General features: G+C 53.7%; 1 protein-coding gene. It reads left to right on the plus strand.

Annotated features, from left to right (window positions below):
* Positions 1 to 743, plus strand: a 743-nt coding sequence (locus EAE91_RS25265; protein ID WP_214090558.1) for a TraC family protein, incomplete at both ends; no start/stop codon positions are given.

Raw genomic sequence — 743 nt, forward strand, 5'->3', positions numbered from 1 at the left:
TGATTTCACGGAAACCTTGTGGTTTACCCCGCCGCGTTCTGACGTGAAAAACGGTGTCTGGTGGTTTGATAATATTGCTCATCGGGCGGTACCGGTTGAACGGCTGCGTCGCCCCCCAGAACCGGGAACGCTGACCGGTGAAATGGTCCGGGGTGAACATATCAATGCGCTGATGGATTTATTACCGTCAGGTACTCTTGTTTCATTGACCATTGTCATACAGGCGCAGGATACACTGGAGCGGGATTTCGACCGATTGTCAAAAAATGCAATGGGAGAAAATACTGAATCAGGGCGAGTGCGTGCAGACGTAAAAGAAGCTAAGGCGTATCTGGGGCTGAGACATAAACTGTGCCGTTCTGCACTGACCTTTCTGTTACAGGGGGTTGATGTTGACGATTTGAACCGTCGGCATCAGCAACTGGCTGCAACCCTGTTGGTCTCGGGGTTGCAGCCGGTTAAACCCGAATGCGACGTCGCGCCGTTAAACGGTTATCTGCGTGCCTTACCGATGTGTTTTAACCCGCAACGAGACAAGCATCACTGGTATACCCGGTTGACTTGGGTGCAGCATGTGGCTGGGTTGTTGCCAGTGACAGGGCGGGCGACCGGCACCGGTAACCCGGGTCTTAGCTTTTTTAACCGGGGCGGCGATGTGCTGACCTTTGATCCGCAAAATAAACATGACCGTACCCAGAATGCGCATCTGTTGCTGTTCGGGCCGACCGGTGTGGGGAAGTCGG

The sequence above is a fragment of the Photorhabdus noenieputensis genome, assembly GCF_018448935.1.
GTDB lineage: Bacteria > Pseudomonadota > Gammaproteobacteria > Enterobacterales > Enterobacteriaceae > Photorhabdus > Photorhabdus noenieputensis.